This is a genomic window from Sphaerimonospora thailandensis (assembly GCF_016863115.1).
GTDB lineage: Bacteria > Actinomycetota > Actinomycetes > Streptosporangiales > Streptosporangiaceae > Sphaerimonospora > Sphaerimonospora cavernae.
The window spans coordinates 21,115-46,393 of sequence record NZ_BOOG01000015.1 but is presented as its reverse complement, the minus strand read 5'-3'; the positions used below and the strand labels follow the sequence as shown (position 1 = coordinate 46,393).

Sequence of the window (25,279 nt, the reverse complement as noted above, 5' to 3'; positions counted from 1 at the left end):
GGCCCGCACGCCCGGGCCCCACACGGCCCGCCGTGACGGCATCGTGACGGCACCGTGATCGTCAGCACCGAACCGGCGAGGATCGTGAATCGTGTGAAGTACATGACACGCTTCCGGTACGGCATGCGCTTCCGGTACGGCACGGCCGCCGCAGCCGCGATCATGGCCGCCGTCCTCGTAACCGGCTGCGGGGGCGGAGCCGACGATTCGGCGGCCGACCGTGCCGCCGTCCCGGCCGCCGCGGGAGAGGCGGCGGACGCGGGCCCCGTGGCCGCGCTGCCCGGGCAGGACGCCTCATCCACCGAGCGGCAGTCCTCCGACCGGCGGGTCGATGTCGCGGCGGCGGACCGGGCCATCATCTACACGGCCGAGCTGACCGTCCGGGCGGCGGACGTGCCCTCGGCGGCGGACCGGGCCAAGACGATCGTGCTGGGCGCCGAGGGTTACGTCTCGCAGGAGAAGAGCGACTCCCACGGCCGTGACGACCGCGCGGTCATCACGTTCAAGGTCCCCCCGCAGCGCTATCCCGATGTGCTCGCCCAACTCGGCCGCGATCTGGGCAAGCGGGAGTCGATGCACCAGGGCGCCAAGGACGTCACGGAGGAGGTCGCCGACGTCGAGAGCCGGGTGAAGTCGGCCCGCGCGACGCTCGACCAGTTCCGCACGCTGCTGTCGAAGGCGAACAAGATCGGCGAGATCATGGAGATCGAACGGGAGATCTCCGACCGGGAGGCCGAGCTCGAGTCGCTTCAGGCGAGGCAGAAGGCACTGGCGGCGCAGACCGGCATGGCGACGATCACGCTCACGCTGATCCCCCAGCCGAAGCCGAGCGCCAAGCCCGAGAAGCAGGAGACGCGGTCGGGCTTCCTGTCCGGGCTGCGCGTCGGCTGGCGCGCGTTCGTCGAGGCGGTCGAGATCGGCCTGACCGTGCTGGGCGTGCTGCTGCCCTGGCTGGTCCTGGCGGCCGTCGTCTGGCTGATCGTACGGGTGATCACACGCCGGTTCCGCCCCCGTCCCATCCCGGCGCCGCCCGCCCAGCCGGTCCAGCCCCAGCCGGTCCAACCTCAACCGGTCGCGGCACAACCGGCCGAAGCGGGCCAGACCGAGCAGGGGCCGGACTCAGCGGGCTGAGGCCTCGTGGACGAGGTCGGTGAGCCGCTCGAGCTGGCCGGGGTCGGTGGAGGGGAGCACGCCATGACCGAGGTTGAACACATGCCCCTCCGCGACCCGGCCGCGGTCGAGCACGTCGCGGGCCCGCCCCTCGATGACCTCCCACGGGGCGTGCAGGATCGCCGGATCGAGGTTGCCCTGCAGCGCCTTGCCCGCGCCCACCCGCACGGCCGCCTCGTCGAGTGGCACCCGCCAGTCGACGCCGACCACGTCGGCCCCGGCCTCGCCCAACAGGCCGAGCAGCTCGCCGGTGCCGACGCCGAAGTGGATCCGCGGCACGCCGAGCCCGGCCAGCCCCTCGAAGATCTTCTTGGTGTGCGGCAGCACGTACGTCCGATAGTCCTGCGGGGCCACCGCCCCGACCCAGGAGTCGAAGAGCTGGGTGACCGACGCGCCCGCGTCGGCCTGGACCCGCAGGAAGCCCAGCGTGATCTCGGTGAGACGGTCCATCAGCTCATGCCACAGGTCCGGCTCGCCGTACATCATGGCCTTCGTGCGGTCGTGGTTCTTGGAGGGACCTCCCTCGATCAGGTATGACGCGAGGGTGAACGGCCCGCCGGCGAAACCGATCAGCGGGGTCCCGCCGAGCTCCTTCGTCAGCGCCCGAACCGCCTCGGTGACGTACGGAACGTCGTCCGGCTCGAGCGGACGCAGGGCGGCGACGCCGGCCCGGTCCCGCACCGGGGCCCCCATGACCGGTCCGACGTTCGGCTTGATGTCGACGTCGACGCCGATGGCCCTGAGCGGAACCACGATGTCACTGAAGAAGATCGCCGCGTCCGTGCCGTACCGCCGGACCGGCTGCAGCGTGATCTCCGCGACCAGGTCGGGCGTGGCGCACGCGGTCAGCATCTCGATGCCCTCGCGCACCCGGCGGTACTCCGGCAGCGACCGGCCCGCCTGCCGCATGTACCAGACCGGGGTGTACGGCACGGGCCTGCGCATACAGGCGCGGACGAAAACGGAGTCAGCCGGGTGGGGAGTCATTCTCACAGGGTGCCATGCCGGGGCGGCGGTCCGCGCGCCGACCTACGGTCCTGTCCGCACGCTCCCGGGAAGATCGTAAGGTTGACCCACCGCCACGTGTGAGTCATCTCACGTTTCGGCAAAATGTTCGCCAAATGGCGGCTTAGTTATACCACTTTCGAGACACGCCGAGCGCGTTGCGGGGAAATGTCGGCGGGACGTGCCAACGTCGGATCAGTCCCAAGCGACCCGACACGACCGTGGATCCGACGAGAGGCTCCGGAGCGATGACTTCGATGTGGAGTTCCGCAGAACGCCGCACGCCAACCCGTGCGGGAAGCACCCTGATGTCCGGAATGGCCACGGCTTGACAGACATCCATGCCCCCCGCTGTCACCCCTCTGCTTCGCGCACTGCCGAACTCGACCTACTCTTCGGTCATGACCCTCGGTGAACCACCGGCGCCTCCCGCCGCCTTCCGGCGCGCCCTGGAGACGTTGCGCCCTGCCGAGGTGCGGCCGGAGATAGAGCTGGAGGACATTCCGGCGCCCCAGCGGCTCGCGCCGTACTCAGGGGCGGTCGGCGCCTCCGTCTACCGCGACGATGACGAGCTCGCCGTGGGCCGGCTGATCATGTTGTTCGACCCGGACGGCCAGCGGGGCTGGGAGGGACCGTTCCGCCTCGTCGCCTACGTCCGGGCCGACATGGAACCGGAGATCACCTCCGATCCGCTGCTCGGGCCGGTCGCCTGGAGCTGGCTCACCGAGGCGCTCGACGCGCACGGGGCGGCCTACGCCGCCGCCGGCGGCACGGTCACCCGTGCGGTGTCGGAGGGTTTCGGCAACAAGGCCGACGACCCGGTCACCACCGAGCTCGAGCTGCGTGCCTCCTGGTCGCCCCTCGACGAGGACCTGTCGCCGCACGTCGCCGCCTGGTGCGACCTGATGTGCCTGGCCGCGGGCATCCCGCCGCTGCCCCCCGATGTCGCCACCCTGCGTCCGCGCACCACCCATCCGAAAGCCCCGTAGCCCGTGATCGAACCCGAAGTCCAGCCACTGTTGGAGCCACGTGAAGGAATCCCGCCGGTCATCCGGGACGGGAAGGCCCTGGCCGCCGTCATCGACGCCTTCGCCCGGGGCAGCGGGCCGGTCGCCGTCGACGCCGAACGCGCCTCGGGCTACCGCTACAGCGGCCGCGCCTACCTGGTGCAGCTGCGGCGCGCCGGGGCGGGCACCGCGCTGGTCGATCCGGTCGGCTGCCCGGACCTGAGCGCACTGGACCGGGCGCTGGCGGACACCGAGGTCGTCCTGCACGCGGCCACACAGGACCTGCCCTGCCTGACCGAGCTCGGCCTGCGGCCCCGGCGGCTGTTCGACACCGAGCTGGCCGGGCGGCTTCTTGGGTACGAGCGGGTCGGGCTGGGGACGATGGTGGAGCTCGTGCTCAGGCTGCGGCTGGAGAAGGGCCACTCGGCCGCCGACTGGTCGAAGCGGCCCCTGCCCGAGGACTGGCTGCGCTACGCGGCGCTCGACGTCGAGGTGCTGGTCGAACTGCGCGACGCGCTGCACGCCGAGCTGACCGCCGCCGGCAAGCTCGGGTGGGCGATGGAGGAGTTCGCCGCGGTCCTGGCCGCGCCGGCCGTCCTGCCGCGCAGCGATCCCTGGCGGCGCACCTCGGGCATCCACCGGGTCCGCACGCTGCGCGGGCTCGCCGTGGTGCGCGAGCTGTGGACGCTGCGCGACAAGGTCGCCCAGGCGGCCGATCTCGCGCCCGGCCGCGTGCTGCCCGACTCCGCGATCGTGCAGGCCGCCCTCGACCAACCGCGCACGACCAAGGCGCTCACCGAGATCAGCCCCTTCGTCGGCCGCGCCGCACGCCGCCACCTCGATGGCTGGCTCGCCGCGGTGGCCCGGGCGCGCAACCTGCCGGACAGCGCGCTTCCCCAGCCCGTCGGACCCGGCGACGGTCCTCCCCCGGCCAACCGGTGGGCCGACCGCGACCCCGCCGCCGCCCGGCGGCTGGCCGCCGCCCGCGCCGTCGTGGCCGCCCTCGCCGACGAGCACCGCATGCCGACGGAGAATCTGCTCCAGCCCGACACCGTGCGCAGGCTCATGTGGGAGCCGCCCGCCGAGGCCTCGGCTGAGGCGATCGCCGTACGGCTGCGCGAGCTGGGCGCCCGCCAGTGGCAGATCTCACTGACCGCCCGCCCCCTCGCCAAGGCCCTCGAACGCCTGGAAATCAAAGGCGAGCTCTGACTCGCTCCCCCGTTTTGGTTACTGGTCAGTAGCATTAGGGTGGAAGCTACCGACGAGTAGGAGCGAATGGTGCCTGCGTCCCGTGAAGTCGTCTTCGTCGACGGCGTTCGGACGCCTTTCGGCAAGTCGGGCCCCAAGGGCCTGTACGCCGAGACGCGTGCCGACGACCTGGTAGTCCGCGTCATCCGTGAGCTGATGCGGCGCAATCCTGCCCTCCCGCCCGAGCGGGTGGACGAGGTCGCCATCGCGGCGACCACCCAGATCGGCGACCAGGGCCTGACCATCGGCCGGTCGGCCGCCGTGCTCGCCGGCCTGCCCAAATCGGTGCCCGGCTACGCCATCGACCGGATGTGCGCCGGCGCCATGACCGCCGTCACCAACGTGGCCGGCGGCATCTCCTTCGGCGCCTACGATGTGGCCATCGCCGGCGGCGTCGAGCATATGGGTCGCCATCCGATGGGCGAGGGCGTCGACCCCAACCCGCGCTTCCTGTCCGAGCGGCTCGTCGACGGCTCGGCCCTGATCATGGGCATGACCGCGGAGAACCTGCACGACCGCTACCCGTCGATCACCAAGGAGCGCGCCGACGCGTACGCCGTCGCCTCCCAGGAGAAGGTAGCCAAGGCGTACGCCGACGGCAGGATCCAGCACGACCTGGTGCCGATGGCGACCCGCAAGGCCGCCGAGGGCTGGGGCCTGGCGACGGCCGACGAGCCACCCCGGCCCGGCACGACACTGGAGGGCCTGCGCACGCTGAAGACCCCCTTCCGCGCGCACGGCAGGGTCACGGCGGGCAACGCCGCGGGCCTCAACGACGGCGCCACCGGCTGCCTGGTGGCCGCCGAGGAGGTCGCCGGGGAGCTGGGGCTGACCCCGCGGATGCGGCTGGTCTCCTACGCCTTCGCCGGCGTGGACCCCGAGGTCATGGGCATCGGTCCGATCCCGTCCACGGAACGCGCGCTGCGCCTGGCCGGGTTGACCATCGACGACATCGGTCTCTTCGAGATCAACGAGGCGTTCGCCGTACAGGTGCTCGCCTTCCTCGAGCACTTCGGCATCGCCGACGACGACCCGCGCGTCAACCCCTGGGGCGGCGCGATCGCGTTCGGCCACCCGCTCGCGTCGTCCGGCGTTCGGCTGATGACCCAGCTCTCGCGCCACTTCGCCGACAGTCCGGACGTCAGGTACGGCATCACGACGATGTGCGTCGGCATGGGCATGGGCGGCACGGTCATCTGGGAGAACATGGCATGAGCAACCTCGAGAACCTGAAGTCCCTCCTCACCGGGAAGAGCGCTGACGAGGTCGTCACCAGGGCGCTCGTCCGCGACGTCGAGCTTCCGTACGGCGCGGGCACGATGGCGCTGATCACGCTCGACAACGGCTTCGACCACACCAAGCCCAACACGTTCGGCCCGCATGGCCTGATCGCGCTGAACGAGGCGCTGGACGGCATAGTGGCCAGGTCCGGCATCGCGGCCGTGGGCGTCGTCGGCAAGCCGTTCATCTTCGCGGTCGGAGCCGACCTCAAGGGCGCGGCCGAGCTCGCCACCCGCGAGGAGGCACACGCGATCGGCGCGCTGGGCCACCACGTCTTCCGTCGGCTCGGCGAGCTCGGCGTGCCGTCGTTCGCGTTCGTCAACGGCGCGGCGATGGGCGGCGGGCTGGAGATCGCGCTGCACTGTACATACCGCACCGTCTCGTCCGGCGTCCCCGCGATCGCGCTGCCCGAATGCTTCCTCGGCCTGGTCCCCGGCTGGGGCGGCACCCAGCTGCTCCCGCGCCTGATCGGCCCGGAGAAGGCCATCAAGCTCATCATCGAGAACCCGCTGTCGCAGAACCGCACGATCAAGGGCCGCGACGCGTTCGAGCTGGGCGTCGCCGACGCGATGTTCGAGCCCGCCGACTTCCTGGAGGAGTCGCTGCGCTGGGCCGCCCGGGTGCTGCTGGGCGAGGTGACCGTCGCGCGCGCCGCGCACGCCGAGGCCGATTGGGCACCGGTGATCGAACAGGCCCGCACGCTCGTCGATCTGAAGCTGCGTGGCGCCTCCCCGGCGCCCTACCGGGCGCTCGACCTCATCGCGCTGGCCCGTACGGCCTCGCGCGACGGGGGCTTCGCCGCCGAGGACGAGGCGCTGGCCGACCTGCTCATGGGGGACGAGCTGCGGGCCGGGCTGTACTCCTTCGACCTGGTCCAGCGGCGCGCCAAGCGGCCGGCGGGGGCGCCCGACAGGGCGCTGGCCCGGCCGGTCACCAAGGTCGGCGTGGTCGGCGCCGGGCTGATGGCCTCGCAGCTCGCGCTGCTGTTCGCGCGGCGGCTGGAGGTGCCGGTCGTGCTGACCGACCTCGATCAGGAGCGCCTGGACAGGGGCGTCGGCTACGTGCACGCCGAGGTGGACAAGCTGCACGCCAAGGGCAGGATCTCCGCCGACCAGGCGGGCCGGCTGAAGGGCCTGGTCACCGGGTCGCTGACCAAGGACGCCTTCGCCGACGCGGACTTCGTCATCGAGGCCGTGTTCGAGGACCTCGGGGTGAAGCGGAAGGTGTTCGCCGAGGTCGAGGAGGTGGTCTCGCAGACCTGCGTGCTCGCCACCAACACCTCGTCGCTGTCGATCACGGAGATGGCCGCGGAGCTGCGCCACCCCGAGCGGGTGGTCGGTTTCCACTTCTTCAACCCGGTGGCCGTACTGCCCCTGCTGGAGATCGTGCGCGGCGCCGCCACCGACGACGCGACGCTGGCCACCGCCTTCGCGGTCGGCAAGTCGCTGAAGAAGTCATCCGTTCTGGTCGAGGACGCCCCAGCGTTCGTCGTCAACCGGCTGCTCACCCGGTTCATGGGCGAGGTCATCGCGGCGGTCGACGAGGGCACCCCGCTGGAGGTCGCCGACCACGCCCTCGACTCCCTCGGCCTGCCCATGACGCCGTTCGCGCTGCTCCAGCTCGTCGGCCCGGCCGTCGCGCTGCACGTCGCCGAGACCATGCACGCGGCGTTCCCCGACCGCTTCTCGGTGTCGGAGAACCTGGCCAAGCTGGTCGCGGCGGGCAGGCCCGGCGTCTACGGGGCCGACTTCCAGATCGACCCCGAGGCGCGGGCACTGTTCGAGGGCGGCTCGTCCCCCTCGACCGGCGAGGAGGTGCGGCTGCGCGCGCTGCGGGCGCTGGCCCAGGAGATCAGGCTCATGCTCGACGAGGGCGTGGTGTCGGCCGCGCAGGACATCGACCTGTGCATGATCCTCGGCGCCGGCTGGCCGTTCCACACCGGCGGCGTCACGCCGTACCTGGACCGGACCGGCATCTCCGAGGAGGTCACCGGCTCCCGCTTCCTGGATCCTGGGACGGCCTCCGTCCCGATATCTGTCAGTTAACGGAACCCGCGGGCACCAGCCAGCGGACCTTCTGCCCCGTGAACGCCGCGATGGTGTCGAAGTCCCGGTCGTAGTGCACGACGACCGCGTCGTTCAACTCGGCACACGCGGCGATCACCAGGTCGGAGACGCCCGGCCCGCGGTGCTGGCCGCGCTTGACCAACTCGCGCTGGACCTGCCTGGCACGCACGCAGACCGCACGTGTGATGGGCAGGTCCAGATAGAGCTCCCGGCGATCAGTGGCGATCGCATCGAACTCGGCGAGATTGCGGCTGCTATAGCCGACTTCGAGATCGATGATCGCGCACGTTGCCAGGACGCCCACCTCGTCAAGGGCAAGGAACGCCTTCCTGGCCGTATCGTTCCTTTCGGCACGGGCGAGGGCACTCTTGTCGACGAGGTAGACCTCGCTCAACGCCATGCCCCGTCCATCACCTCGTCATCAGCGATGTCGGGAGAACCCAGGCTGTTGATCAGCCTTTGCTGGCGCTCGCGCTTTCTACGCGCCGCATCCACCGCCGCTCGCAGCGCCGCGTGGATCGTCTCCTTCTTGGTCTTGGTACCGAGCACCTCGGCGGCGGCCTCGGTCAACTCGGTGTCCAGGTCGATCACGGTCTTCATGCAGCCACCTCCCCTATGTATATACAAATATATACCCGCGTGCGCTCAGGTTTCGAGGGCCGGCTCCGGTGCGGTGGCGGAGACGCGGCTGCGGCGGTAGCCGTACAGGAAGTAGACACCGGAGCCGATGATCATCCAGACGAGGAACCGCAGCCACGTCTCGACCGGCAGGTTGAGCATCAGGTAGAGCGAGGCGAGCACCGACAGGGCGGGCACGACCGGCACCCACGGTGTGCGGAACGCGCGCGGCAGGTCGGGCCGGGTCCGGCGGAGGATCACCACGGCGATCGCGACCACGATGAACGCGAACAGCGTGCCGATGTTGACGAGCTGCGCGATCGCGCTGAGCGGGATCAGCGCGGCGAGCAGCGCGGTCGCGCATCCGATGACGATCGTGATCCGGTAGGGCGTGCGGAACCGGGGGTGGACCCGGGCGAGGGAACGCGGCAGGAGGTTGTCGCGGCACATGGCGAACAGCACCCTGCTCTGGCCCAGCATGAGGATCATCACGACCGTGGTGAGCCCGGCGATGGCGCCGACGCTGATCGTCGTGGCGATCCAGGGCTTCCCGACGGCGCGGAAGGCGTCGGCCAGCGGCGCCGACTCGCTGAGCGTGGAGTAGTGCTGCATGCCGACGACCACCAGCGAGACCGCGACATAGAGCAGCGTGCAGACGGCGAGCGAGGCGATGATGCCGATCGGCAGGTCGCGCTGCGGATCACGGGTCTCCTCCGCCGCGGTGGCGACGACGTCGAAGCCGATGTAGGCGAAGAACACCAGCGCGGCCGCGGTGAAGACGCCGAAGACCCCGTACGCCACCGGCGTCACACCGAACACGACCTGGATGAGCGGCGCCGACAGCCCGTGGCCGGCCGGGATCTCGTGGGGCGGCGGGATGAAGGGCCGGTAGTTCTCGCCCTTCACGAAGAACAGGCCGGCCGCGATCACGAGCAGGACCACCACCAGCTTGACCGCCACCATGACGCCGTTGAAGCGGGCGGACATCTTGATCCCGGCGACCAGGACGGCGGTCAGCAGCAGCACGATCGCCGCCGCCGGCACGTTGACGACCGCGTGGTCGCCGGCGATCGAGTCCGGCAGGTAGATCCCGAAGTTCTTGAGCAGGGACGTGAAGTAGCCCGACCAGCCGGCGGCCACCACCGCACCGCCGAGGGCGAGCTCCAGCATCAGGTCCCAGCCGATGATCCAGGCCGGGAACTCCCCGATCGTCGCGTAGGAGAACGTGTAGGCCGAGCCGGCCACCGGGACGGTGGAGGCGAACTCCGCGTAACACAGCGCCGCCAGGCCGCACACGACGGCCGCGATCAAGAAGGAGATCGCGACCGCCGGGCCGGCCGCCTGACGCGCGGCCACGCCGGTCAGCACGAAGATCCCGGTGCCGACGATGACGCCGACGCCGAAAACGGTCAGATCGAGGGCGGACAGGCTCCGTCTCAACCGGTGCTCGCCGTCCTCGGCGTCAGCTATGGACTGCTCAACCGGTTTCGTCCGGAAAACGCTCATCCGCAGGCTCCTCATTGGGTCGGTGACCTGCAGACTTCCCGGAAACTGGAGGTTTTACTCGTGATTTGTCAATCCGTCGACTGGGCCTGTCGTGCAGGTTGGCCCTCCAGGATAGGCGAGCGCTGGTCCTCCAACGCCGGAACGCGCCGCGCCACCGCTTCGGTGATCTTCCTGGCGATGCCCTGCCCGGTGAGCCCGATCTCGGACAGGATCTTCGGCCGCTTGGCGTGGTCGAGGAACCGCTGCGGGATGCCGTACGTGCGCACCGGCACGTCGAGATCGGCGTCGCGCAGCAGGCGGGCGACGGCGTCGCCGACCGCGCCGACCCGGCCGTTGTCCTCCACCACCGCCACCAGCTTGTGCGCGGCCGCGGCCTCGACAAGCGCCTCGTCCAGTGGTTTGACCCAGCGCGGATCGACCACCGTGGCCGAGATGCCCTGGGCGTCGAGCAGGGCCGCCGCCTCCACGCACGCCCCGGCCATCGGACCGACGGCGATGAGCAGAACGTCCGCTCCCCCGGCCGCCCGCGCGTCAGCGCCGTCGAAGCGCAGCACGTCCATGCCGCCGAGCCGGCCGACGGCCTCGACCTCGGGCGGCACGGCCCCCTTGGGATAGCGCACCACCGTGGGACCGTCGTCCACCGCGACGGCCTCGGCCAGCAGTTCGCGCAGCCGTACGGCGTCACGGGGCACGGCGACCCGCAACCCGGGGATGACCTGAAGGATCGACAGGTCCCACATCCCGTTGTGGCTCGGCCCGTCGTCGCCGGTCACCCCGGAGCGGTCGAGCGCGACGGTGACGGGCAGCCGGTGCAGCGCCACGTCCATCAGGAGCTGGTCGAAGGCCCGGTTGAGGAAGGTCGCGTAGAGCGCCACGACCGGATGCAGGCCGCCCATGGCCAGCCCGGCGGCGCTGGTCAGCGCGTGCTGCTCGGCGATGCCGACGTCGTAGATGCGGTCGGGGTAGGCCGCGGCGAAGGAGGCGAGCCCGACGGGGTGCAGCATCGCCGCGGTGATGGCCACGATGTCGTCCCGCTCCGCGCCGAGCCGCACCACCTCCTCGCTGAACACGTTGGTCCAGCCGTGCGGCTTGGGCCGCTCCTCTCCGGTGACCGGATCGAAGGGGCCCGGCCCGTGGAAGCAGTCCTCGTAGTGGTTCTCCGCGTGCGCGTAGCCGTGCCCCTTTCGGGTGAGCACGTGCACGATGACCGGCCCGCCGAACGCCCTGGCCCGGCGCAGCGCGGACTCCACGGCCGCCTCGTCGTGGCCGTCGATCGGGCCGACGTACTTCAGCCCCAGGTCCTCGAACATGACCTGCGGCGTCAGGATGTCCTTGACGCCCTTCTTGATGCCGTGCAGCGTCTCGTACAGGGGAGGACCGACCACCGGCACCCTGCCGAGGTTGTTCTTCACCAGTTCGAGCGCGTGCTCGTAGCCCTGGGTCATGCGCAGCGACGACAGGTGCGAGGCGAGACCGCCTATGGTCGGCGAGTAGGAGCGGCCGTTGTCGTTGACCACGACGATCAGCGGCAGGTCCCGGTGTGCCGCGATGTTGTTCAGCGCCTCCCAGGCCATGCCGCCGGTGAGCGCGCCGTCGCCGATCACCGCGACGGCCGTGCGGCCGGTCTCACCGCGCAGGCGGAAGGCCTTGGCGAGGCCGTCGGCGTAGGACAGGGCTGTTGAGGCGTGGGAGTTCTCGATGAAGTCGTGCTCGGACTCGGCCCGGCTCGGATAGCCCGACAGCCCGCCCTCCTGGCGGAGCGTGTCGAAGTCGCCGGCCCGGCCCGTCAGCATCTTGTGGACGTACGCCTGGTGGCCGGTGTCGAAGAGGACGGGGTCGCGCGGCGAGTCGAAGACCCGGTGCAGGGCGATGGTCAGTTCCACGACGCCGAGGTTGGGACCGAGGTGGCCGCCGGACCGCGCCACGGAGCCGACCAGCGACTCGCGGATCTCCGCGGCCAACTGGGGGAGGTCACCGGCCTCCAGTCGCTTCACGTCGAGCGGGTCCTTGATCGTCTCCAGAATCCCCACCAGTCTTCCTCTCCCGCTCGCCGTCGAACAGACACGCAGTCTAATTCGCGGGAGCGCTCACCACCCCAGGGACTGCGCTGAATCTTGACATACCTACCGCGTATCCCATTGATTCCGCTTTACCCTTCCGTCCCTTCTGCCCTACGCTTCTGATCTCGTGCCCGAAACCCTTCGACTCTCTGCCCGCCGGAGACGCCCGACGACGATTCGCGCAGGCCTTCGCCCGATCGTCGCCGCGGTCACGGCCGTGGTCGCCGCGTTCTCCCTGTCGGCTCCGGCCGAGGCCGCCGTCCGATCGACCGTCCAGTCGAGCGCTCAGTCAACCACGCAGTCGACCACCCAGTCCGCCGCCCAGTCGGCCGCACGGGGCAACGCCCTCATCGGCAATCCCCTGTACAAGACGGGGGAATTCGACTTCCCCGACTGTAAGGAGCTGAGCCGCAGTCCCGACGACCTCGACAGCTACCGGGTCTACCTCGACCACCTCCTCGACTGTCTCAACGTTTCATGGACCGAGGAGTTCCGCCAGGCCCGGCTGCCGTTCTCACCGCCGAAGGTCCGCTACATCACCCGCGGCGTGAAAACCGGCTGCGGCACGTACCCGGCGAACTACGCCGCCGGCATGTACTGCCTGCTCGACAAGACCATGTGGATCATGGTGTCGAAGTACCAGCTCGCCGACCCGAACGAGTTCAACCTGTTCACCGTGATCGCCCACGAGTACGGGCACTACGCCCAGGACCGCGCGGGCGTCTTCACCGCGGCCAACCGGCAGCTGCGCAAGGCGAGCAAGCGGCAGGTCTACGCGATGACCCGCCGCATCGAACTGCAGGCCGAGTGCTTCTCCGGCGCGTTCATCGGCAGCGTCTGGAGCTCCCTGGGGCGCGACCAGGTCGACTTCGACAAGCAACTCGACTGGATCATGGGAGACAAGCTTCACGGCACGACCAAGAACATCCGCTACTGGCTGAAGCGCGGCTGGCTGGCCAACGGCCCGCACGCCTGCAACACCTTCAGCGCCCCCGCGTCCCGCGTCACCTGACGGCGCCCACGCGGGGCGCCGCACCTACGCGGGCGCCACGCGCGCCAGCGCCTCCAGGGGGTCGGCGAGCACCTGGGCGAAAGCCAGCTCGGCGGCCCCCACCAGGGTGGCGTCGTCGCCCAGCGCCGACGTGCGCAGCCGGAGCCGCTCCCTGGAGGCGGTCAGGGTCGTGGTGTTGATCTGCGTCCGGATCTGGGCGGCAGCGCCCAGATAGAGCTCCCTCAACACCCCGCCGAAGATCACCATCTCCGGATTGAAGATCTTGACGAGGTTGGCGACGCCGAGGCCGAGCCAGTCGCCCACCCGGTGCAGGGCGTCCTGCGCTCCCACGTCGCCGCGGTCGGCGGCGTCGACCACCACGCGCACGGCCTCGCCTCCGATGGCCTGGCCGTACCGGCCGGCGTGCTCCATCAAGGCGCGCTCCCCGACCTCGGCCTCCAGGCAGCCGCGGGATCCGCACGCGCACAGCCGGCCCCCCGGATTTATGATCATGTGACCGACTTCGCCGCCGTAACCGCCCAGGCCGCCCAGCAACCGACCGTTTGCCATGATCCCGCCGCCGATGCCCACGTCACCGTGCAGGTAGATGAGGTCGCGGCAACCGACGCCGACGCCCCGCGACTGCTCGGCGAGCGCACCCAGGTTCCCGTCGTTGCCGACCGCGACGTCCAGGCCGATCTCCAGCCGTTTCGTCAGTTCCTCTCCGAACGGCGCGTCCTCGAAGCCGATGTTCGGCGCGAACCGCACGACTCCGTCCGTACGGCCGACGGCTCCGCAGATCGCGGCCGCCGCCCCCACGCAGACCGAGTCGGGCCCGATCCTGCGGCGCATCTGCCTGGCGAACCCGGCGAGGGCGGCGACGACCTCCTCCATCTCGAACCCGTGGCGCGGCCGGACCATCTGGCGGCGGTCCAGGATCACTCCGCCGAGGCCGACTCGGGCCGCGACCAACCGGTCGACGCCGACGTCGAAGGCGAGCACGTGGACCCGCGCCGACTCGGGCAGCACCACCAGGGAGGGCCGTCCGGCTCGGCCGGTGTCCCTCGGCAGCTCCTCGCGTACCAGGCCCGCCGCCGTGAGGTCCGCGGTGAGCGCCATGATGGTGCTGCGGTTCAGCCCCATGAGGTTGGTCAACTCCGCCCGCGACGTCGGCCCCGCCAGATGGACGTGGCGCAGCAGCGTGCCGAGGTTGTGCTTGCGGATCTCCTCCTGGGAGGGACCTGCGCGCATCATGGCCAGCCTCGGATTCCGTGGGGGTCGGGTCGGTCAAGTCGAGTCGAAGATCACTTTAGCGGGGGCCGGACCCGGTCATCGTCGGCCGCCGGCCGCCGCTCGCTTCCTCGACAGCGCGTCCACGCTCGCCGCGAGCAGCAGTACGGACCCGGTCACGGCGAACTTGACGCCCGCACTGTAGCCCATGAGGCCCATGCCGTTCTCGATCACCGCCACGACCGCGCCGCCGAGGACGGCGTCGAGCGCGCGCCCCCTGCCGCCGAACAGGCTGGTGCCGCCGATGACGGCCGCGCCGACGGCGAACAGCAGCACGTTGCTGCCGCCCGTGTTGGGGTCGACGGAGTTGGCGCGGGACGCGGCGATGATGCCGCCGACCGAGGCCATGAACGAGCAGATGACGAAGGCGGAGATGCGGATGCGGTCGACGTCGATGCCGGCCCGGCGGGCCGCCTCCGCGTTGCCGCCGACGGCGTAGATGTGCCTGCCGTACGCGGTCCTGCGCAGCACGAACGTCCAGACGATCAACAGCAGCACGATCAGGGGGACCACGATGGGCACGCCCTTGAGCGAGACGATCGCGGCGTTGCGGCTGCGCTCCAGGTTCAGCACGTAGACCGCCACGCCGGCGACCGCGGCGAGCGCCGCGACACGGAACCCGATCACGCTCATCGGGTCGGCGACCAGGCCGCGCCCCGTCCGGCGGCGCGCCTGCGTGATCTGGATGACGGCGTAGGCCGCCACGCCCACGACCGCACCGGCCCAACCCAGCAACGGCGGCACGTTGTTGTTGGCGATCGCGAGGATCGTGCCGTCCTGGATGGAGATGTTCGTCCCGTTCTTGACCAGCAGCAGCACGACGCCCTGGAATGCGAGGAACGCGGCCAGCGTGACGACGAACGAGGGGATGCCCAGCTTCGCCACCAGCGAGCCGAGCGCCAGCCCGATCAACACGCCGGTGAGCATGGCGGCCAGCACGGCCAGGTACCACGGCCAGCCCTCCAGCGTGAGCAGTACGGCGAGCACCGCCGCGCAGACACCGCTGGCGAAACCCGCCGACAGGTCGATCTCGCCGAGCAGCAGCACGAAGACCAGGCCCATCGCGATGACGGTGACCGCCGCGCCCTGGGTGAACAGGTTGGCGAAGTTGATCGCCGACAGGAAGGCCGGCCGCAGCACCGAAAAGATCACGCACAGCACGACCAGGCCGAACACGGCGGGCAGGGCCCCGAGTTCGCCGCCGCGCACCCGCTCGAAGTAGTTCCTGAGGTGGCCGCCGACCCTGGAGTCGGAGGCCCGCTGCTCGGGGAGCGTTTCCGTTGTCATGATGTCGCTCCGTTGCCGTTCCCGAGCCCGAGCTCTCCGCTGCGCCCGGAGGTGATGAGTTCGACGACCTGCGAGTGGGTCACCTCGGAGGTCTTGGTCTGGGCGGCCATCCGGCCCAGGTAGAGCGCCGCGATCCGGTCGGACACCGCGAACACGTCGTTCATGTTGTGGGAGATGAGCACCACGGCGAGCCCGTTGTCGGCCAGGCGCCGGACCAGCTCCAGAACCTGCGCCGTCTGCGCCACGCCGAGGGCGGCCGTCGGCTCGTCCAGGATCACGACCTTGCTGTTCCACAGCACGGCCTTGGCGATGGCCACCGTCTGCCGCTGTCCTCCGGAGAGACTGGAGACGTGCTGGCGGAGCGACTTGACCGTGCGGACCGACAGCCCCTCCAGGGTCTTCGCCGCCATCTCCTCCATGCCGGCCTCGTCCAGGACCAGGCCGCTCCTGCGCTCGCGGCCCAGGAACATGTTCTGCACGATGTCGAGGTTGTCGCAGAGCGCGAGGTCCTGGTAGACGATCTCGACACCCAGCTCAGCGGCATCCCGGGGACCGTGCACCTGAACCTTCCGGCCTTCGAAGAAATACTCCCCGGAGTCGATCTGGTGAATGCCCCCGACGCATTTCACCAGCGTGGACTTTCCTGCGCCGTTGTCGCCGACGAGTGCGGTCACCTCTCCGGCATGGGCCGAGAAGGCGACATCGTGAAGGACCTGCACGGGGCCGAAGCTCTTGTTGATGCCGCGCAGCTCCAGGATCGGTCCCTGGGACACGATGAGCTACTCCATTGGATAAGGGGGGACGTGCGTCGGGCGGGGCGCCGTGACGGCGCCCCGCCGAGGGAGTGTCCGGTGGACCCTCGCTACGGCGAAGATCCACGGGACACGGCCCGGGGGACGGCTAGCCGATGCCGGCCTCGGTGCACTTGGCGGCGAGCTCGCCGGTGCACAGCTCGTCCTTGCTCACGAATCCGTCGGCCACGACGTCCTTGACGCTGTCGAAGAAGATGGCCTGCGGATCGAGCAGCACCGAGGGCACGTCCCGGCCGCTCTCGGTGTCCTTGACCGAGCCGCTCGCGGCAGGCTTCTCCCCCTTGGCGAGCGCCACGGCGAGCTGGGCGGCGGCGTCGGCCTCCTTCTTGATCGCCTTGTAGACGGTCATGCACTGGTCGCCGGCGAGGATGTTCTGCAGGCCCTGCACGGTGGCGTCCTGGCCGGTGACCGGGACCTTGCCGTTGAGCTTCTGCTTCTTCAGCACGGCGATGGCGGCGTTGCCCAGACCGTCGTTCGCGGCGAGCACGCCGGCGATCTTGGGCTCCTGGGTCAGCATCTGCTCGAAGATCGTGCCGGCCTGGGTGTTGTCCCACTCCGGGACCGACTGGTCCGGGCCCTTGACATATTCGCCGGAGTCGTACTTCGGCTGCAGCACGCCGTCGTAGCCGTTCTTGAACAGCGTGGCGTTGTTGTCGGTCGGCGAGCCGTTCAACTCGGCGACGATCGGCTTGTCCGCCTTCTTGTCGGTCAGGCACTTGACCAGGCCCTCGCCCTGCAGCGTGCCGACCTTGGTGTTGTCGAAGGAGACGTAGTAGGAGGCGCTGCCGCCCAGCGTGAGACGGTCGTAGTCGATGGTCGCGACGCCCTGCGACTGCGCCTTGTCCAGCACGGCCTTGCCGGTGCCGCTGTCCAGGTTCACGATCATCAGCACGGTCGCGCCGTCAGTGATCATCTGGTCGGCGATGGTCTGGAACTGGGTCTTGTCGCCCTGGGCGTTCTGGATGTCGTACTCGACACCCGCCGCTTTGAAGGCCTCCTCGAGGTACTTGCGGTCGGCGGTCTCCCACCGGGCCGACGACTTGCTGTCGGGAAGGATCACGCCGACCTTGCCGGCCTTGGCCGGGGCGGCGGAGGCCGCGTCGGTGCTCTGGGCGGAGGTGTCACCGCTCTCGCCCCCGCAGGCGGTGAGACCGAGGGTGAGCACCGCGGCGGCGCCGATGCTGAGGATCCCCTTGCGCATGATGCGTGGGTCCTTTCTCTGACTGGGGGTCTATAGCTGGGATGCCTATAGCTGGGATGTCAATGGGGAGGGGTACGGCATGGCCGGATCGCGGCTCTCACCGTGTGAATGAATGTTGTTTGAGACAACGTAAGCCTCCGGCGCCCACCGGTAGAAGACACAGGACGGTAACGTTTGTTGCCTGCCATAACAATCAAGAAACGCGCGTCGAGCGCACAGCGGCGTGCCTGAAGGGGCCCGTGAGCCGATGGGTGACGACGACGGCGGGCTCGGGGTCCGTCAGCCGACCGTGCGTACGGCGAGCGCCCTGGCCTCGCTCGGGGTCTGGCCGAAGCGGGCGCGGAAGACCCGGGCGAAATGGGCCTGACTGGAGAAGCCCCAACGGTGGGCGACGTCCGCGATCGTCGCGTTTCCCGCCTCGTCGAGTTCGGCACGGGCCCGGTCCAGTCGCCGATCGAGGATGTGGCGCGCGGGGGTGGTCCCGGCCGCCGCGAACACCCGCGCGAGCTGGCGCACCGAGATCCCGAGCTCGCGGGCGACCTCCGCGGCGTCCAGCAGCGGGTCGTGCAGGCGCCGCTCGATGTGGTCCCAGGCGATGATGAGTCGGGCCGACGGCGACACCGGGCCGCCCGCCCGTTCCAGCGTGAGCAGGCGGATCAGCTCGAGCACGGCCTGCTGGGTCTCGTCGGGGCCGTCGTCGCGACGGCGCATCGCCGCCAGCTCGCCGAGCAGCGAGCGCAGGGCGGACATGAGCGTGCGCTCACGGGCCGATCCCCTGCCGAGCAGCATCGGCGCGGGAACCCCGCCGGGCACACACGACTCGGCGAACAGCTCTCGGGGGACGTCCACCAGGATCTGCCGCATCGATGAGGAGAAACCGAACAGGTACGGCCGCCGCGTGTCGTAGACGACGAGATCACCGGCTGTGGCCGACAGGCAGCCTCCGCCGTGGAAGAAGACCGCGTCGCCCTTGAGCAGCAGGCTGGCGAAGACCGAGTCCTTCGGCGCGGCCTTCGCCAGCTGCGGCGTCCGCTCGATGACGTGCGCGTTGCCCGTGATGTCGGCCAGCCGTACCTCGGCGAGCCGGATGTTCGTCTGCGAGACCAGCAGGCCCTGATCGGAGTAGGACCTGCAGGACAGGCCCACCAGCGCCCTGCGGTTGTACTCCTCCCAGAAATGGACGCGCTCCGCGGGCGCGACGTCCTCGGTCGTGGCCCGGGAGATCACGGAGACGGCCTTCGCGGGCATCAGGGGGTCTCCTTACCATCTGGCGCTCCACGCACCAGTATGTCCGGAATCAGACCACCGGATAACACCCGCCCGGCCGTACGGGAATGCGGCGAGTTCCCTACCGGACGGCGGCCCTCACGCGGCTCTCGGGGTAGGTCATCGCGTTCTTCTCCCAGGGCGCGGTGCCGTGGAGGATCAGCGGAACAGCGAGTTGACGTAGTCGGCGCCGATGCCGACCTTCTCGTAGTGCTCGCGGCACATGGCGATGTAGTCGTGCACGTCGAAGACGCCCGCGGCGTCGCCGTTCTCGTCGAGCCAGATGAGGGGGCCCTTGACGATGAAGAACGTCTTCATCGGCTCACCGCTGTCGTAGGCGACCAGCGTGTGGCCCTCGCCCGGCGCCTCGTAGATGAAGTCGCCGGCGGTGGCGGTCCAGTCGCGCTCCAGGTAACCCCACTTGCCCGAGATGGTGTACGCGAACACCTCGTGCGGGTGATAGTGCCGGTTGACCAGGCCTGCCTCCTTGGCGCGCAGGATGTCCGCCCAGCTGTTGTCCTTGACGTTGATCCAAAGGGGGCGCGAGCCGACGGTCTCGCTGAACGGCACGTAGTAACGGTCGTCGTCGGTTGCGACCTTGGAGAGGTAGACCTCGGGCAGCGCGTCGGGCTTCTGCGAATTCTGCAGCGGCTTGAGGGTCCTCCAGAACTCGGTCGTCGGCTGTTCAGGCATGGTCAGACGCTCCTTACGACAATCGTGGTCCTGAGAGTGAACCCCGTCGCGGCCCCGGCCGTCTTTCCGCTGCCGGACATCGCGGTTTGCATATTCCGGACATCACAGCGAACCGGTCAGGCTCTGGACGAGGAGCACGCAGGCGGACAGGGCGGCGACGCAGAGGACCGCGAGCCGGACACGGCCGCCGTCGAGGTAGCGCCGCAGCGGACCCGACGCCGCGAAACCGGCCACCACGAAGGGGATCAGCAGCGCTCCCGCGCCGAGGACGCGCGGCGGCATCCGGCCGAGGACCGCCAGCACCGCGATCGACTGCATCGCGCTCAGGAAGAAGAACATCGCGAGCGTGGCCCTGATCTGCGGACCCCTGGCGCTCTGGTAGACCAGCGCGATCGGCGGCCCGCCGATGCCGGTCGCCGTGCCGGTGACACCGGACAGGAACCCGGCCGCCGACAGAGTGACCCCGTTGCGCGGCACGGCCATCGCGCGGGCGGTCAGCGCCACCGCGACGAGCACCATCACCCCGACGGCGACGCCGAGCGCGTTCGTGCTCACGTACACGACGACGAAGCCGCCAATGACGCTGCCCGGCAGTCTTCCCAGCACAGCGAAGCCGAAGCCGCGCCAGTCCACCCGCCGCCACTCGGCCGCCAGCGTGAACAGGGGCATGGTGGCGTTGACCACCATGATCGCTCCCGGCATGGCCGTCGGGTCGAGCAACGTCAGCAGAGGAGCGGCGACCAAGCCCAGTCCGAACCCCACCCCGCCCTGCACCAGCGCCCCGGCGAAAACCGCAAATCCCCCGACAAGCAACAAAACCAAATCATGACCCATGGCGGCCGACCTTAACGGTGTGCCGCATGCGGCAGGCACCGGGCCATCCGGCCCCCAAAACCCTCCCGAAGTAGGATAATAACTCTCAGTAATCGAAATCTATTGCGAGAGTAATCACTCGCCTATAGAGTTCAGGGCGAGGACAGAGCCATGGCCCTCACGCGGACGCGGACATAACCTCAGCTGTATGGGCACCGAGCAACAGCACACGTCGATCCGGGTCAGCACCGTTACTCGCGACAAGATCGCGCACATCGCTGAACAGGAGGAAAGAAGCATGACCGCAGTGATCGACGATGCGGTGGAGCAGTACAGAAAGAAGCAGTTCTGGGAGAAGGTCCGTGAGCAGGTCGAGCGCACCAAGCGCGAGGACCCCGAGGGCTGGGCTGGCTACCTGGCCGAGGTCGAGGAGATCAACGGACCGCCATCCAGGACGCACCGGATCGCCCCGGAATGGGAGGGACTCATCGACTTTCCCCAAGGAGAGAGATGAGGGTGAAGCAAGGAGAGATCTGGTTCGCCGACTACGGTGAGCCTGTCGGTCGAGAGCAGGGTTACCCTCGGCCGGCCCTGATCGTCAGTAACGACGACTTCCACGCGGCGGGATTCGGCCTCGTCATCGCTGTGCCGCTGACGACCCGCAACCGCGGGTGGACCAACCACATAGAGGTTCCGACCGGAGCCACCGGCCTGCGGAAGACCAGTTGGGCGATGGTCCAACAGGTCCGATCGCTTTCCCCTATGCGTTTTGAATACCGGTTGGGGCAGGCCCCCACCGAGGTCGTCGGCGAAGTCCTCCACGTCCTGGGGCAAATGGTCTGACCGCAGGTTCCGGCCGCACGTGGCGGAACCCGAGGAAGGGAAGTTAACCCGTGGCCCCAGTAACCGATGACGAGCGCAAGAAGTTTCGGCAAGAGTTCCGTGAGGCAGTTGAGCGCATCCAGCGTGAGGACCCCGAGGGTTGGGCCGAGTACCTGGCGGAGACAGAACTCTTCGACAACGCCGCGGCGGACGGGCCTGAGCCTGATGACATTCCCGCCTACACGGTTCGGGAGAAGCCGTAGGGATGCCGTAGCCGTCCTGAGGGGACGAGGGTCCGATCAGGACGGCTACAGACGTGATGTCCGGTCGCTCAGCTCTTGGCGAGCAGGGAGCGCAGGACGTACTGCATGATGCCGCCGTGGCGGTAGTAGTCGGCCTCGCCCGGCGTGTCGATCCGTACGACGGCCTGGAACTCGACGTCACCAGCCCTGACGGTCACCGTCGCCGGCGTGTCGCCCGCGTTGAGCTCCTCGACGCCGGTGATGTCGAAGGTCTCCGTGCCGGTCAGGCCGAGGGACGCGGCGCTGTGGCCCTCGGGGAACTGCAGCGGCAGCACACCCATGCCGATCAGGTTCGACCGGTGGATGCGCTCGTAGGACTCGGCGATGACGGCACGGACGCCGAGCAGCGCGGTGCCCTTGGCCGCCCAGTCACGCGACGAGCCCGAGCCGTACTCCTTGCCCGCCAGGATGACCAGCGGGACGCCGGCGGCCTCGTAGCTCTGCGCCGCCTCGTAGATGGTCGTCTGCTCGCCCTCGCGGGTGAAGTCCCGGGTGAAGCCGCCCTCGACGCCCTCCAGCAGCAGGTTGCGCAGCCGGATGTTGGCGAACGTACCGCGGATCATCACCTCGTGGTTGCCCCGGCGGGAGCCGTACGAGTTGAAGTCCCGCACCTCGACGCCGTGTTCGCGCAGGTAGCGACCGGCCGGCGAGTCGGCCTTGATCGACCCGGCGGGCGAGATGTGGTCGGTGGTGACCGAGTCGCCGAGCAGAGCGAGCACGCGGGCGCCGCCGATGTCCGTCACCGGCTCCGGCGAGGCGGGCATGCCGTCGAAGTACGGCGCCTTGCGCACGTAGGTCGAGTCGGCGTCCCACTCGAAGGTGTCGCCGGTCGGGATCGGCAGCGACCGCCAGTGCTCGTCGCCCTTGAACACGTCGGCGTAGTCCCGCAGGAACATGTCCTGACCGATCGACTTCGACACCACCTCGGCGACCTCGTCGGCCGAGGGCCACACGTCCCTGAGGAACACCGGCTTCCCGTCGGAGCCGATGCCGAGCGGCTCGTTGTCGAGGTCGATGTCCATGGTCCCGGCCAGCGCGTACGCCACGACGAGCGGCGGGGAGGCGAGGTAGTTCATCTTGACGTCCGGGTTGATCCGGCCCTCGAAGTTGCGGTTGCCCGACAGCACGGCGGTCACCGCGAGATCGGAGGCGTGCACCGCTTCGGAGATCTCCGGGTCCAGCGGCCCGGAGTTGCCGATGCACGTGGTGCAGCCGTAGCCGACCAGGTTGAAGCCCAGCTTGTCGAGGTACGGCTGCAGCCCCGAGCGCTCGAAGTAACCCGTGACGACCTGGGAGCCCGGAGCCAGCGAGGTCTTCACCCACGGCTTGCGGGTCAGGCCGCGGTCGACCGCGTTCCTGGCCAGCAGGGCCGCGCCGAGCATGACGTACGGGTTCGACGTGTTGGTGCAGGAGGTGATCGCGGCGATCACCACGGCGCCGTGGTCGACCTCGAACGACGTGCCGTCCGCCAGCGTGACCGGGGTCGGCCGGTTCGGGCGGCCGCCGTTGTGCCGGGCGGCCTGCGGCCGGTCCCCCACCTCGCTGTGGGAGATCGCCGGGGAGTCCGAGGCCGGGAACGACTCGGCCGACGCCTCATCGGCAGGCCCCTGGATGCTGCTGCCGGGCACGTAGTTGCGCACTGCGGCCCGCCAGGCCTCCTTCGCCTCGGACAGCACGATGCGGTCCTGCGGGCGCTTCGGCCCGGCGATCGACGGGACGACGGTGGACAGGTCGAGCTCGATGTACTCCGAGTAGCGTGCCTCCTCCGCCGCCGGGGCCGCCGCATCGAGCCACAGGCCCTGCTGCTTGGCGTAAGCCTCGACGAGCGCGACCTGCTCGGCCGGCCGGCCGGTGAGCGTGAGGTAGTCGATCGTCTGACGGTCGATCGGGAAGATCGCGCAGGTGGAGCCGAACTCGGGGCTCATGTTGCCGATCGTGGCGCGGTTGGGCAGCGGCACGCTGGCGACGCCCTCGCCGTAGAACTCGACGAACTTGCCGACCACGCCGTGCTGACGCAGCATCTCGGTGATGGTGAGGACCAGGTCGGTGGCGGTCGCGCCGGCGGGCAGCTTGCCGGTGAGCTTGAATCCGACCACCCGGGGGATCAGCATGGAGATCGGCTGACCGAGCATCGCGGCCTCGGCCTCGATGCCGCCGACGCCCCAGCCGAGGACGCCGATGCCGTTCTGCATGGTGGTGTGGGAGTCGGTGCCGACACAGGTGTCGGGGTAGGCCACGCCGCCCCGGAACATGACCACGCGGGCCAGGTGCTCGATGTTGACCTGGTGGACGATGCCGGTGCCGGGCGGGACGACCTTGAACTCGTCGAACGCGCTCTGGCCCCAGCGCAGGAACTGGTAGCGCTCGTGGTTGCGCTCGTACTCCCGCTCGACGTTGCGCCGGAAGGCGTCCGGGTGACCGAAGTAGTCGACGATGACCGAGTGGTCGATGACCAGTTCGGCCGGGGCGAGCGGGTTGATCCTGCCGGCGTCGCCGCCGAGGTCGCGCATCGCCTCGCGCATGGTGGCGAGGTCGACGACGCACGGCACGCCGGTGAAGTCCTGCATGATCACCCGGGCCGGGGTGAACTGGATCTCCACGCTCGGCGCGGCGTCCGGGTCCCAGCCGCCGATCGCGCGGATGTGGTCGGCGGTGATGTTCGCACCGTCCTCGGTGCGCAGCAGGTTCTCCAGCAGGATCTTGAGGCTGTACGGGAGGCGCGCCGACCCCTCGACGGCGTCCAGCCGGTAGATCTCGTACGACGCGTCGCCGACGCGCAGCGTGTCACGGCTGCCGAAGCTGTTCGCGGACACGAAGTTCGCCTCCCCAGGTTTCCGGGATTGTCACAAGTTTTCGGATATGTCATCCTGCCGCACCTCGCGAACGCGCTCGGCAATAAGGCTTGCCTAACTTTCACAAGATGACAGGTGTCTCGACATCAAGATATCGCGCAAGGTATCTCGACATCAAGTTACTGATAAGTAATAGGATCAGACCGGGATCAACCGCAGACAGAGGAGCGCGAGCACCACGACCGACAGGGCCGGGCCGAGGAACTTCTTCTCAAAGGTCTTCCCCGTCTTGATCCCGATGTCGTACGGCAACAGCCACCGCTTCTCGATGGGCCACAGCACCGGGCAGCCGCGCTCGGTCAGGCAGTCGCCGATCACGTGGACGAGGCAGCCGACGCCGATCGCGACGCCGAGCCACGCGTAGGTGACGCCCATCGATAAGAAGACGACGAAGGTCGCCGCCGTGAGCGCCATGTTGACGAGGGCCGAGGTGATGGTCTTACGGGGCACGCCGACGCCCACGGCCCGCAGCGCGAGCCCGATCATCAGGACGACCAGGATGTCGCGCCCGATGGGATAGCGCTCCGCGAGCAGGTGAGCGCCCAGCCCGGCGAGGACGGAGAACAGCAGCGAGTGGGTGGCGTGCCGGTGCCCGCCGCTGACGACGTTGACCCCCTTGCTGAGCAGCCAGGTCACCGGGCCGAAGGTCTGCGCGATCGTGGCGTGGGGATGGTCGAGGTCGGGCAGCATGGCGGCCCCGGCGCAGACCAACGTGCCCGCGATCAGCTCGGCGGGCGTCAGCACCCCGCCGGTCACCGCGGCGAGCTCCGGCACCCCCAGGGCGTCGGGAAGCGCCACCAGGGCCGGCGCAGCCGCCAGCCACACGGCCGCTCCGCTGAGAGCGTGCGAGTGCCCCATCATCGCTTCGTCACCGCTTTCAAGATCTCTCCAGGTGACTGTACGGCAAAGCCGCACCGAATCCGCAACGGAGCACCCTCCTCGCCGTGTCGAGCCGCGTCGAGCCACGTCGAGCCGTGTCGAGCCGCCGG

General features: G+C 69.6%; 23 protein-coding genes. 9 read left to right on the top strand and 14 right to left on the bottom strand.

Going from position 1 to position 25,279, the window contains the following annotated elements; all coding sequences use genetic code 11:
- Nucleotides 1-102 precede the first annotated feature (102 nt).
- The gene (locus Mth01_RS08835; RefSeq protein ID WP_239089487.1) at nucleotides 103-1,131 is read left to right on the top strand and encodes a DUF4349 domain-containing protein; all 1,029 of its coding nucleotides are present in this window, start codon (nucleotides 103-105) and stop codon (nucleotides 1,129-1,131) included.
- Here the strand turns inward: Mth01_RS08835 and hemE are convergent.
- Nucleotides 1,120-2,157, bottom strand: coding sequence for a uroporphyrinogen decarboxylase (gene hemE / locus Mth01_RS08830; RefSeq protein WP_204014229.1), 1,038 nt, complete (start codon nucleotides 2,155-2,157; stop codon nucleotides 1,120-1,122). The two genes, Mth01_RS08835 and hemE, sit on opposite strands and share 12 nt — an antisense overlap.
- 419 nt (nucleotides 2,158-2,576) lie before the next feature.
- Between hemE and Mth01_RS08825 the strand changes: the two genes are divergently transcribed.
- The 4 genes from Mth01_RS08825 to Mth01_RS08810 all read left to right on the top strand — a co-directional run bounded on the left by Mth01_RS08825 (nucleotide 2,577) and on the right by Mth01_RS08810 (nucleotide 7,756).
- Entirely contained in the window at nucleotides 2,577-3,164 is a 588-nt protein-coding gene (locus Mth01_RS08825) for a DUF3000 domain-containing protein (protein ID WP_204014226.1), read from the top strand.
- 3 nt (nucleotides 3,165-3,167) lie between these two features.
- Nucleotides 3,168-4,391: an HRDC domain-containing protein gene (locus Mth01_RS08820; protein WP_204014223.1), complete on the top strand. Its 1,224-nt coding sequence runs from the start codon at nucleotides 3,168-3,170 to the stop codon at nucleotides 4,389-4,391.
- A gap of 69 nt (nucleotides 4,392-4,460) precedes the next feature.
- A complete protein-coding gene (locus tag Mth01_RS08815) occupies nucleotides 4,461-5,645 on the top strand; it encodes a thiolase family protein (RefSeq protein WP_407695927.1) in 1,185 nt (394 codons plus the stop codon).
- Nucleotides 5,642-7,756: a 3-hydroxyacyl-CoA dehydrogenase NAD-binding domain-containing protein gene (locus Mth01_RS08810; RefSeq protein WP_204014216.1), complete on the top strand. Its 2,115-nt coding sequence runs from the start codon at nucleotides 5,642-5,644 to the stop codon at nucleotides 7,754-7,756. Before Mth01_RS08815 ends, Mth01_RS08810 begins: the two co-directional genes overlap by 4 nt.
- Here the strand turns inward: Mth01_RS08810 and Mth01_RS08805 are convergent.
- The 4 genes from Mth01_RS08805 to dxs all read right to left on the bottom strand — a co-directional run bounded on the left by Mth01_RS08805 (nucleotide 7,749) and on the right by dxs (nucleotide 11,931).
- Entirely contained in the window at nucleotides 7,749-8,177 is a 429-nt protein-coding gene (locus Mth01_RS08805) for a PIN domain nuclease (RefSeq protein ID WP_204014214.1), read from the bottom strand. The two genes, Mth01_RS08810 and Mth01_RS08805, sit on opposite strands and share 8 nt — an antisense overlap.
- Nucleotides 8,168-8,377, bottom strand: a complete 210-nt coding sequence (locus Mth01_RS08800) for a type II toxin-antitoxin system VapB family antitoxin (RefSeq protein WP_239089480.1) — start codon at nucleotides 8,375-8,377, stop codon at nucleotides 8,168-8,170. Before Mth01_RS08800 ends, Mth01_RS08805 begins: the two co-directional genes overlap by 10 nt.
- 45 nt (nucleotides 8,378-8,422) lie before the next feature.
- Nucleotides 8,423-9,901, bottom strand: a complete 1,479-nt coding sequence (locus tag Mth01_RS08795) for an amino acid permease (RefSeq protein WP_275408910.1) — start codon at nucleotides 9,899-9,901, stop codon at nucleotides 8,423-8,425.
- Nucleotides 9,902-9,969: 68 nt separating this feature from the next.
- Entirely contained in the window at nucleotides 9,970-11,931 is a 1,962-nt protein-coding gene (dxs, locus tag Mth01_RS08790; protein ID WP_204014211.1) for a 1-deoxy-D-xylulose-5-phosphate synthase, read from the bottom strand.
- 157 nt (nucleotides 11,932-12,088) lie between these two features.
- On the opposite strand from dxs, the gene Mth01_RS08785 reads away from it, so the two are divergent.
- A complete protein-coding gene (locus Mth01_RS08785; protein ID WP_204014208.1) occupies nucleotides 12,089-12,973 on the top strand; it encodes a neutral zinc metallopeptidase in 885 nt (294 codons plus the stop codon).
- A gap of 24 nt (nucleotides 12,974-12,997) precedes the next feature.
- Here Mth01_RS08785 and Mth01_RS08780 read toward each other — a convergent pair whose 3' ends face one another.
- The 7 genes from Mth01_RS08780 to Mth01_RS08750 form a co-directional block, all read right to left on the bottom strand.
- Nucleotides 12,998-14,203: an ROK family transcriptional regulator gene (locus tag Mth01_RS08780; RefSeq protein ID WP_204014205.1), complete on the bottom strand. Its 1,206-nt coding sequence runs from the start codon at nucleotides 14,201-14,203 to the stop codon at nucleotides 12,998-13,000.
- A 78-nt stretch (nucleotides 14,204-14,281) separates the two neighbouring features.
- Nucleotides 14,282-15,529: a sugar ABC transporter permease gene (locus Mth01_RS08775; protein WP_204014202.1), complete on the bottom strand. Its 1,248-nt coding sequence runs from the start codon at nucleotides 15,527-15,529 to the stop codon at nucleotides 14,282-14,284.
- Complete coding sequence (locus Mth01_RS08770; RefSeq protein ID WP_204014199.1) at nucleotides 15,526-16,302, bottom strand: ATP-binding cassette domain-containing protein; 777 nt, start codon at nucleotides 16,300-16,302, stop codon at nucleotides 15,526-15,528. The genes Mth01_RS08775 and Mth01_RS08770 overlap by 4 nt, the downstream gene beginning before the upstream one ends.
- A gap of 127 nt (nucleotides 16,303-16,429) precedes the next feature.
- Nucleotides 16,430-17,542 carry a sugar ABC transporter substrate-binding protein gene (locus tag Mth01_RS08765; protein ID WP_204014197.1) on the bottom strand — a complete coding sequence of 371 codons (1,113 nt, stop codon included), beginning with the start codon at nucleotides 17,540-17,542 and terminating at the stop codon, nucleotides 16,430-16,432.
- A 279-nt stretch (nucleotides 17,543-17,821) separates the two neighbouring features.
- Nucleotides 17,822-18,790: a helix-turn-helix domain-containing protein gene (locus Mth01_RS08760; RefSeq protein ID WP_204014195.1), complete on the bottom strand. Its 969-nt coding sequence runs from the start codon at nucleotides 18,788-18,790 to the stop codon at nucleotides 17,822-17,824.
- 177 nt (nucleotides 18,791-18,967) lie between these two features.
- On the bottom strand, nucleotides 18,968-19,501 hold the full coding sequence (locus Mth01_RS08755; RefSeq protein WP_204014193.1) for a 2,4'-dihydroxyacetophenone dioxygenase family protein: 534 nt from the start codon (nucleotides 19,499-19,501) through the stop codon (nucleotides 18,968-18,970).
- Between the two features lie 102 nt (nucleotides 19,502-19,603).
- Nucleotides 19,604-20,317, bottom strand: coding sequence for a sulfite exporter TauE/SafE family protein (locus tag Mth01_RS08750; protein WP_308440778.1), 714 nt, complete (start codon nucleotides 20,315-20,317; stop codon nucleotides 19,604-19,606).
- Between the two features lie 205 nt (nucleotides 20,318-20,522).
- Here Mth01_RS08750 and Mth01_RS08745 point away from each other — a divergent pair, with 205 nt between their 5' ends.
- From Mth01_RS08745 to Mth01_RS08735, 3 genes are read left to right on the top strand one after another with little or no spacing between them, the layout of a single operon-like run.
- A complete protein-coding gene (locus tag Mth01_RS08745; RefSeq protein ID WP_204014189.1) occupies nucleotides 20,523-20,828 on the top strand; it encodes a hypothetical protein in 306 nt (101 codons plus the stop codon).
- Nucleotides 20,825-21,157: a type II toxin-antitoxin system PemK/MazF family toxin gene (locus Mth01_RS08740; RefSeq protein WP_204014187.1), complete on the top strand. Its 333-nt coding sequence runs from the start codon at nucleotides 20,825-20,827 to the stop codon at nucleotides 21,155-21,157. Before Mth01_RS08745 ends, Mth01_RS08740 begins: the two co-directional genes overlap by 4 nt.
- 50 nt (nucleotides 21,158-21,207) lie before the next feature.
- Nucleotides 21,208-21,399: a hypothetical protein gene (locus Mth01_RS08735; RefSeq protein ID WP_204014185.1), complete on the top strand. Its 192-nt coding sequence runs from the start codon at nucleotides 21,208-21,210 to the stop codon at nucleotides 21,397-21,399.
- A gap of 68 nt (nucleotides 21,400-21,467) precedes the next feature.
- Here the strand turns inward: Mth01_RS08735 and acnA are convergent, their stop codons facing one another.
- Both acnA and Mth01_RS08725 read right to left on the bottom strand, forming a co-directional pair.
- A complete protein-coding gene (gene acnA, locus Mth01_RS08730) occupies nucleotides 21,468-24,251 on the bottom strand; it encodes an aconitate hydratase AcnA (protein WP_204014182.1) in 2,784 nt (927 codons plus the stop codon).
- 177 nt (nucleotides 24,252-24,428) lie between these two features.
- Entirely contained in the window at nucleotides 24,429-25,151 is a 723-nt protein-coding gene (locus tag Mth01_RS08725) for a metal-dependent hydrolase (RefSeq protein ID WP_204014180.1), read from the bottom strand.
- Nucleotides 25,152-25,279: the final 128 nt, after the last annotated feature.